The 7998-nt window shown below is 63.6% G+C and carries 6 protein-coding genes; 3 read left to right on the top strand and 3 right to left on the bottom strand.

Features of this window, described 5'->3' with window-relative positions:
• Positions 1 to 319 precede the first annotated feature (319 nt).
• Genes B5E56_RS14215 through B5E56_RS14205 form a run of 3 tightly spaced genes read right to left on the bottom strand, consistent with a single transcriptional unit; the run spans position 320 to position 4033 of the window.
• Positions 320 to 1405, bottom strand: a complete 1086-nt coding sequence (locus B5E56_RS14215) for a GerAB/ArcD/ProY family transporter (protein ID WP_087391380.1) — start codon at positions 1403 to 1405, stop codon at positions 320 to 322.
• Between the two features lie 34 nt (positions 1406 to 1439).
• Complete coding sequence (locus B5E56_RS14210) at positions 1440 to 2519, bottom strand: Ger(x)C family spore germination C-terminal domain-containing protein (protein WP_087391377.1); 1080 nt, start codon at positions 2517 to 2519, stop codon at positions 1440 to 1442.
• Positions 2516 to 4033, bottom strand: coding sequence for a spore germination protein (locus tag B5E56_RS14205; protein WP_087391375.1), 1518 nt, complete (start codon positions 4031 to 4033; stop codon positions 2516 to 2518). The genes B5E56_RS14210 and B5E56_RS14205 overlap by 4 nt, the downstream gene beginning before the upstream one ends.
• A gap of 287 nt (positions 4034 to 4320) precedes the next feature.
• Here B5E56_RS14205 and B5E56_RS14200 point away from each other — a divergent pair, with 287 nt between their 5' ends.
• From B5E56_RS14200 to B5E56_RS14190, 3 genes are read left to right on the top strand one after another with little or no spacing between them, the layout of a single operon-like run.
• Positions 4321 to 4821 (top strand): complex I 24 kDa subunit family protein, encoded by a 501-nt coding sequence (locus B5E56_RS14200; protein WP_087187335.1) that lies wholly within the window; start codon positions 4321 to 4323, stop codon positions 4819 to 4821.
• 12 nt (positions 4822 to 4833) lie between these two features.
• Positions 4834 to 6099 (top strand): complex I 51 kDa subunit family protein, encoded by a 1266-nt coding sequence (locus tag B5E56_RS14195; protein WP_087391372.1) that lies wholly within the window; start codon positions 4834 to 4836, stop codon positions 6097 to 6099.
• Positions 6096 to 7847, top strand: a complete 1752-nt coding sequence (locus tag B5E56_RS14190; RefSeq protein ID WP_087391369.1) for an NADH-dependent [FeFe] hydrogenase, group A6 — start codon at positions 6096 to 6098, stop codon at positions 7845 to 7847. Before B5E56_RS14195 ends, B5E56_RS14190 begins: the two co-directional genes overlap by 4 nt.
• The last annotated feature ends 151 nt before the right edge of the window (positions 7848 to 7998 follow it).

Below are 7998 nucleotides of genomic sequence, written 5' to 3'. Positions count from 1 at the left end.
TTAGCCCCGAACCGCTTGTTTCGGTTCTTTTTCAAGCTCGTTCGTACCTTCCGGCGCGAACTCATTTAGTTTACCACGCACACTCGCGTTTGTCAAGCACTTTTTTCTGATCCCTTTCCACAAGGCCGTCCAGGTTCCCCTCGGTTTCTTCCGATTTTGGTCAGATTTTCATGCCCTCTCGCAAGGCGCTCAGATAGAATATCACTCTCGCCCCCCATTTGTCAACACCTTTTTTCACTTTTCTTTCGACTTTTTGCGCCGCTCCAAACACTACCTATATATAGTAGAAAATCAGAGCCTTACCCACAAGATGCCCCCCCTACCCTCTCTTACGGAACAGAGAGATCACAAACAGCAGCAGCGGACCGCCCAATCCAAAGAGGATACCGCCCCACAGCACCGGCCCTTCCAGAGCCTGATCCAGGGCAAAGGCGTCAGGAAAGAGCCAGATGGCTCCTGCCGCAGCCGCCAGAATGATGGGCAGCACGGCGGTGCTTCTTTTCTGAATCGCAAACCCTTTCTGGGCCAGTTCCGAACAGGCACAGGCCAACAGGGACAGCAGGGCCAGATCCGCCAGTACCCACAGGGCAATGATGACCGACTCCATCCGCTGGAAGGTGCCCTCAAAGCCAATGCCTTTTACCATCATAAAGAATGGCGTGTCCATACGCCCGGCCAGACCGGGCCCGAAATTGCCCAGGCACACCACTTGCAGCGCAGTTAAGGTAAGACACAGGCCCACTGCCCAGCGCAGGATCTTTCTCCGCCCCCCCTCCTCAGGCACCACATGGCCCCCCAGGCAGGGGGCAAAGACCACATAGCCCAGCAGGCCCAGCACCGGCAGGGTGGCCCAGCCCACTGCGGGCAGATCCTCCACCCACACGGGCAGCAGATTGGCGGTATCCACCTGAAAGGCACCCAGCAGCAGGGACAGGGCCAGCCCGGCGGCCAGGGTGAGGAAAAAGACCTCCCCCGCTCGGGCCAAAGCCCGCACCGGCTTGCGGACCAGCCAGAAGGTCACCCCCAGCAGGGCCAGCAGAAAGAGCACCATAGGGGCGTTGCGGTAGCTGATGGTAAGAAAGCGCAGGGCCACCTGCCGGGCGTTGGCCGCCAGCAGATAGAGCCCCCACAGAAAGTAGAGCAGGCAGAAAACCCGCCCCAGGGTGGGACCCAGCAGCTGTTGGGCGGTATTGGGCAGACCACCCCCGTCCGGGCCGCCCCTGAACAGCCGCCACAGCAGCCAGCACAGTCCCAGCAGCACCGGCAGAGCGACTAGAGTGGCCAGCCACCCAGCCTCCCCGGCCCGCCGGGCGGTGCTGCCGGGCAGCAGCTGAATGGCTGGGGACAGCAGCGCCGCAAAGGTCAGGGTCAGCAGTTGCCGCAGAGAAATGCGGTCGTCCGGCATGGTGTCACCTCCTACATATAATAGTGAATCGTCATTACCCGTCAGCGTGGTAACTGCGCTGGATTATCGCCTCGGCGGTGGCCTCCAGCTTCAGGTCTTTCATGGATTGACTGCCCAGCAGCACCCCTTTGTGCCAGGGTACCGCAAAGGCGGCGGATTGGCGCAGGCCCAGATAGTCGGCGTCCAGCACCCGGGACAGCTCCAGCGCCCGGGCCATCCGCTCCGCCTCCACCTGAGCCAGTTCCGCCTCCAGGGCATCCAGTGTGGCCTGGTCGGGCATGGCGCTCCCCTCCGCCAGATTGGCGTCCACCTTACAGTGGACCTTCAGCCCGGCCAAAGTGTCCCCCTGCCAGATGGGCCGCACCGAGGCGGCGGCTCCCACCACACGCAGGGCGGCGGCGGTGCCGTCGGGGGCCTGTACCTCCGCCACGTCGGCGTCCACCTTGCCGAAGATCAGATTGACCCCCAGGGCGGCGTCTCCCTCCGCCCAGCCCACCAGCACCCCATCCTTCAGGATGCCGTAGCCGGCGGCGGTCAGCCCGCCGTCCGCCAGCACTGCCGGCAGAAAGGAGGCCCCCTGCCGGTCCAGCTCGGCCAGCACGTCCTTCACCGTCCGGGGCATGGAGTTGGCGGTGAGCCCGGCGTCGTCGGCCAGGGCCTCCAGCCGGTCGGTGGCAGAGCCGTCGGCGGCGGCAGCCTCAATGGCCTGACCCGCCGTGCCATTGCGCACCACATAGAGGGCGGTCTCCAGGCGCATCTCCACATCCCGCAGCACATAGTCCAGAGAGGGCATGACCCCCCGTTTGGCCAGTCCCTCCCCCAGCAGCAGCTGAGTGACGTGGCCGAAATAGAGGTAGGAGGACCCCTCCCCCTGGAGTTCCAGCACGGCGGCGCTGATGGTACCCGCTTCCCCGGCCACCACCTCAGTCTCTTCCTGGGAGGTACCGCCGGAGGCGGTGATGGCCACCCCGGCGTCCCCCGCCGTATCCACTCCCAGGGTGCGGATCAGCTCCATGTCCTCGATCTCCCGGGCGTATGGCAGAAAACCGGAGTACCGGCGGCAGCCGGTGAGCAGGAGCATAAGGAGCAGCACCAACAGAACCTGTTTTTTCACCGCTGTTTCCTCCTGTTCCTGGGTTTGAGGGCGGCAGGCCGGTCCTTGATCTGGGGCATGGGCCGCCGCAGCAGCACGTGCTCCCGGGGCCTGCGGCCGGTACCCACCGCAAAGGGGGTGAGATAGGGCACCCCAAAGCTCTCGATGCCCGCCAGATGGACGATGAGTACCGCCGCGCCCATAACGGTGCCGAAGAGCCCCGCCGCACTGGACAGCAGCACCAGTACGAACCGCCAGATCCGCAGGGCGCCCCCCAGCTCCTGGGAGGGCATGGTGTACCCGGCGATGCCGGCCACCGCCACCACAATAAGCACCGCCGGGGAGACGATCTTGGCCTCCACCGCCGCCGAGCCCACCACCAGACCGCCGATGATGGAAACCGTCTGACCGATGGACTGGGGCAGCCGCAGGCCCGCCTCCTGCAGGATCTCAAAGGCAATGAGCAGGACGATGACCTCAAAGGCGGAGCGGAAGGGCACGTTCTGCTTGGCCGCAATGATGGACAGGGCCAGCCGGGTGGGGATCATCTCCTGATGGAAGGTGACCATGGCGATATAGAGGGCGGGCAGCAGCAGGGTGGTGAGCATACAGAAGTAGCGCAGCACCGTCAGGGCGGTGGCCAGCAGCCAGTTGGAGGACTTGTCCTGGGGGGCCTGCAAGAAGTTGCCCAGCACTGCCGGGGCCAGATAGCCCAGCGGGATGCCGTCAATGAGGATGCCCACCCGACCCTGGGCCAGCCCGGCGCAGAACCGGTCGGACCGCTCGGTGTACTGGATGAGCGGAAAGGGGGTGTGGGCGGCGGGCACGATATACTCCTCAATGGCTCCGGTGGAAAACACCCCGTCAATGTCGATGTCCCGCAGCTGGGCGGTCACCTGCTCCACCAGATGGGGATTGGTGATCCCCTCTATATATAGGATATCCACCAGCGTGGCCGACTGGCGGCCCACGATCTGCTCCTGAATCCGCAGCTCGGGGGCCTTCAAATGGCGGCGGACAATGCTGGTGTTGGTACGCACGCTCTCCACAAAGGCGTCCTTGGACCCCTTGAGCACCGTCTCGTTGTCGGGGGCGGACACCGAGCGCTTCTCCTCGGTACCCACAAAGCAGGACAGCACCGTGCTTTCCCCGGGAAACAGGAACACGCACCATCCGGCCACCAGGTCAAAGACCACCTGATCCAGCCTGTCCCGCTCCTCCACCGTCAGGTTGTACAGGGCCCCCTGGCGCATCCGCTCCATCATGGGGGTTGTTCCGGCGCACCGGGCCAGCTCCGGGTCCTGGGCCATGGGCCGCAGCAGATAGTCGCTGATGCGCTCCATCCGCACCATACCGCTGAGGTAGCACAGGGTCAAACTGTGCCTGGGGTCCTCCCCCACCCACACCGTCCGGTGGATGAAATCCACACAGTCCCGGAAGATCTCCTCCAGCCGGGCCAGGGTGATGGCCCCCGGATAGCGGGGCTCCTGCCGGGGGTGGGGATGGGTCTGTCCGTCGGAGCGATCATGGGCCATGGCAAGTCCTCCTTTGTCTGAATGTGCGCATCAACGCTCTCTGCGTTTCCCCATTCAGAGCTCTTTTTTACAGTCCCACGGCCCTGTTTGGGTGAATTTGACGAATTGAACTTTTTTATACTGCCCCGTTTTCGCCTTGTTATACAAACTTGAAGGTAACTGTTGCAATTTTCCAAAAGAATTGATATACTTGAAAAAACTCCCCGGTTCATCTGGTAAACTAGTCACCTTCCGGTAAGTATCCCGCCGCTCCGGTGGAGCAATTCTAACAAAGAGGAGGAGCCCCTATGAAGCCCTTTACCCAAGCCGCCGACGTTCTAGACAAGGAGCTGGCGGACAAGATCGACGGCATCATCTCCGCCCACAACGGGGACGCCACCCAGCTGGTGGGTATCCTGCTGGACGTGGAGGCCGCCGTGGAGCGGCACTACATCCCTGAGTCCGCCGCCTACTATGTGGCCGAGAAGCTTGGCGTCAAGCCCACTCAGGTCTACGATGTCATCTCCTTCTACACCGCGCTCCATTCCAAGCCCCGGGCCAAGTTCACTCTGGAGGTGTGCAACTCCGCCCCCTGCCGGGTGAAGGACAGCGACACTCTGGTGGAGACCCTCAAGCGCCTGCTCAACCTGGAGGTGGGCGAGGTCACCTACGACGGCCGCTTTTCCATCGAGAAGGTCCCCTGCTTCGGGGCCTGTGACGTGTCCCCCGCCGTGCGGGTCAACGGCGTGGTATACGGCCATCTGGACAGCGAGGAGCGTATCCTGGATATGCTCCAGCAGCTCAATTAAGGGGGTGCCGGTATGAGCAAGAAAGTCTGTTTTATCACCCGTAACTTCGGGAAGTACGATCCGGACAGCCTGAAGAGCTACGAGTCCATCGGCGGCTTCACCGCCCTGCGGAAGGCTCTGAAGATGGACGGCAACGAGATCGCCGACGTGCTGGCCGCCAACGGCGTTCAGGGCCGGGGCGGCGCCGCCTACGACATGGGCAAGAAGTGGCGCCAGGCCCGTGAGGTCAAGGGCGAGCACAAGTGCGTGGTGTGCAACGCCGACGAGGGCGAGCCCGGCACCTTCAAGGACCGGGAGCTGCTGACCAACGATCCCTTCCAGCTGCTGGAGGGCATGATCATCGCCGGCTGGTCCGTGGGGGCCGACAACGGCTACATCTATATGCGTGAGGAGTATTCCCACCTGCGTCCCCGCCTGCTGTCCGCCATCGCCCAGTGCGAGGAGGCCGGCTACCTGGGCGACAATATCCTGAACTCCGGTCTGAATTACCGCATCCACCTCTACTCCGGCGCCGGCGCCTACGTCTGCGGCGAGGGTTCCGCCCTCTCGGAGTCCATTGAGGGCAAGGCGGGCCGGCCCCGGATGAAGCCCCCCTTCATCAAGCAGTGCGGCGTGTTCCATCTGCCCACCTGCGTCAACAACGTGGAGTCCCTCTCCCTGGTGCCCCCCCTGCTGCTGGACGACGAGGGCTACTACAAGAGCCAGGGCACCGAGGACTGCCCCGGCACCAAGATGATCTCTGTCTCCGGCAACGTGAAGAACCCCGGCGTGTTTGAGGTACCCTTCGGCATCACCATCCGGGAGATCATTTACGACCTGGCCGGCGGTATGGAGAACCCCGAGTATCCCCTGCGCCTGGTGCAGCTGGGCGGCGCTTCCGGCCGGATCTGCGCTCCCTCCCAGCTGGACACCCCCTACACCTACAAGGGAATGCGGCAGGCCGACCTGACCGCCATCGGCTCGGGCGCCGTGCTGGTGGTGGACGAGCGCACCAGCGTCATCGGTTTCCTGCGCATGACCCAGGAGTTCTTCTCCCACGAGAGCTGCGGCCAGTGTACCCCCTGCCGGGAGGGCAACCGCCACATCGCCATGCTGCTGGATAAGATCGCCGCCGGCGAACACACCCAGAAGGATGTGGACACCCTGAAGAAGTTCGCCGACATCATGTCCTGCGCTTCCCTGTGCGGCCTGGGCGAGACGGCTCAATCCGCCCTGCTGTCCGCCATGAAGCGCTTCCCTGAAGTCTTTGCCGTCAAAGAGGAGGTCGCGGTCCGATGAGCAATACGGTACATCTTACCATCAACCATATGCCGCTGGAGGTGCCCGCGGGCACCCGCATCATTGAGGCGGCCCAGATGCTGAACATCGACATCCCCCATCTGTGCTATCACCCCGACCAGACCATCAAGGCTCACTGCCGGATGTGTATGGTGGAGGTCACCGGCCAGCGCAAGCTGCTGGCCGCCTGCTCCACCGTGGTGTGGGAGGGCATGGAGGTCTTTACCGACACCAAGAAGGTGTACGACGCCCAGGTTGGCGTGCTGGACCTGATCCTGGCCGACCACAAGCAGAACTGCCTCTCCTGCGCCCGCAACGGCAACTGTGAGCTGCAGAAGCTGTGCCGCCGGTTCAACCGTCTGCTGCCTGAGCTGCCCGACATCTCCTCCAACGAGCCTCTGCGCATCGACAATCCCTCCATCGTGCGGGACCCCTCCAAGTGCGTCAAGTGCGGCCGCTGCGTGAAGGTGTGCGCCGAGGTCCAGGGCTGCGCCGCCCTCACCGCCTCCAACCGCTCCGGCGACTTCAAGATCACCACCGCCTTTGACCTGCCCATGGATCAGACCGACTGCGTCCTGTGCGGCCAGTGTTCTCTGGTATGCCCCGTGGGCGCCATCGTGGAGGTGGACAACACCAACGACGTGGTCCGCGCCATTCAGGATCCCCGCAAGCACGTTGTGGTCCAGGTGGCTCCCTCCGTCCGCGTGGGCCTGGGCGACGAGTTCGGCCTGGAGGCCGGCACCATCGTCACCGGCAAGATGGTCACCGCCCTGAAGATGCTGGGCTTTGACAAGGTGTTCGACACCAACTTCACCGCCGACCTGACCATCATGGAGGAAGGCAGCGAGCTGCTGGACCGTATCAAGAACGGCGGCAAGCTGCCCATGATCACCTCCTGTTCCCCCGGCTGGGTCACCTACATGGAGAAGCATCACCCCGAGCTGTGCGACAACCTGTCCACCGCCAAGAGCCCCCAGGGGATGTTCGGCGCCGTGGTCAAGACCTACTATGCCCAGAAGATGGGCTGGGACCCCCACGACATCGTGTCCGTGTCCGTCATGCCCTGTACCGCCAAGAAGTACGAGGCCTCCCGTCCTGAGCTGGGCCGGGACGGCTACCGGGACGTGGACTATGTCCTCACCACCCGTGAGCTGGCCAAGCTGATCCGCTACGAGGGCCTGGACCTGTCCGTGCTGCCTGAGAGCGAGTTTGACTCCCCCCTGGGCATCGGTTCCGGCGCCGGCGCCATCTTCGGCGCCACCGGCGGCGTGATGGAGGCCGCCCTGCGTACCGCCTATGAGGTGTACACCGGCCAGACTCTGCCCCGCCTGGAGTTTGAGGCCGTCCGCAACGACGTCAACGCCATCAAGGAGGCCACCATTGACCTCAACGGCACCCCGCTGAAGGTGGCCATCGCCAACGGTCTGAAGAATGCCGAGGAGATCATCCGCCGGGTGGAGAGCGGCGAGGCCGACTACATCTTCATCGAGATCATGGCCTGCCCCGGCGGCTGCATCGGCGGCGGCGGTCAGCCCATCGGCACCAACAACGCCGTCCGGGACGCCCGCATCAAGGCCCTGTACGAGATCGACCGGTCCCTGCCTCTGCGTAAGAGCCATGAGAACCCGGAGATCAAGACCATCTATGAGGAGTTCTTCGGTGCGCCTCTGTCCCACCGCTCTCACGAGCTGCTCCACACCCACTATCACGCCCGTCCCAAGAAGCACGACTTCTCTCACCTGAAGTAAGCAGAAGGGTCTGCTGCAAAACCGCTGTCTTACACAAGCCTGTCATTGCGAGCCAGTGCGCACACTGGCGTGGCAATCCGTTTCCCCGGCAAAAGGGGCGGATTCCCACGAAAAACGGCCGCCCACCGGGCGGCCGTTTTTCTCGGAATGA

The sequence above is a fragment of the Flavonifractor sp. An112 genome (assembly GCF_002161085.1).
GTDB lineage: Bacteria > Bacillota > Clostridia > Oscillospirales > Oscillospiraceae > Flavonifractor > Flavonifractor avicola.
Note: the sequence above shows the minus strand (reverse complement) of the source record. Positions and strands in the feature narration are given on the sequence as shown.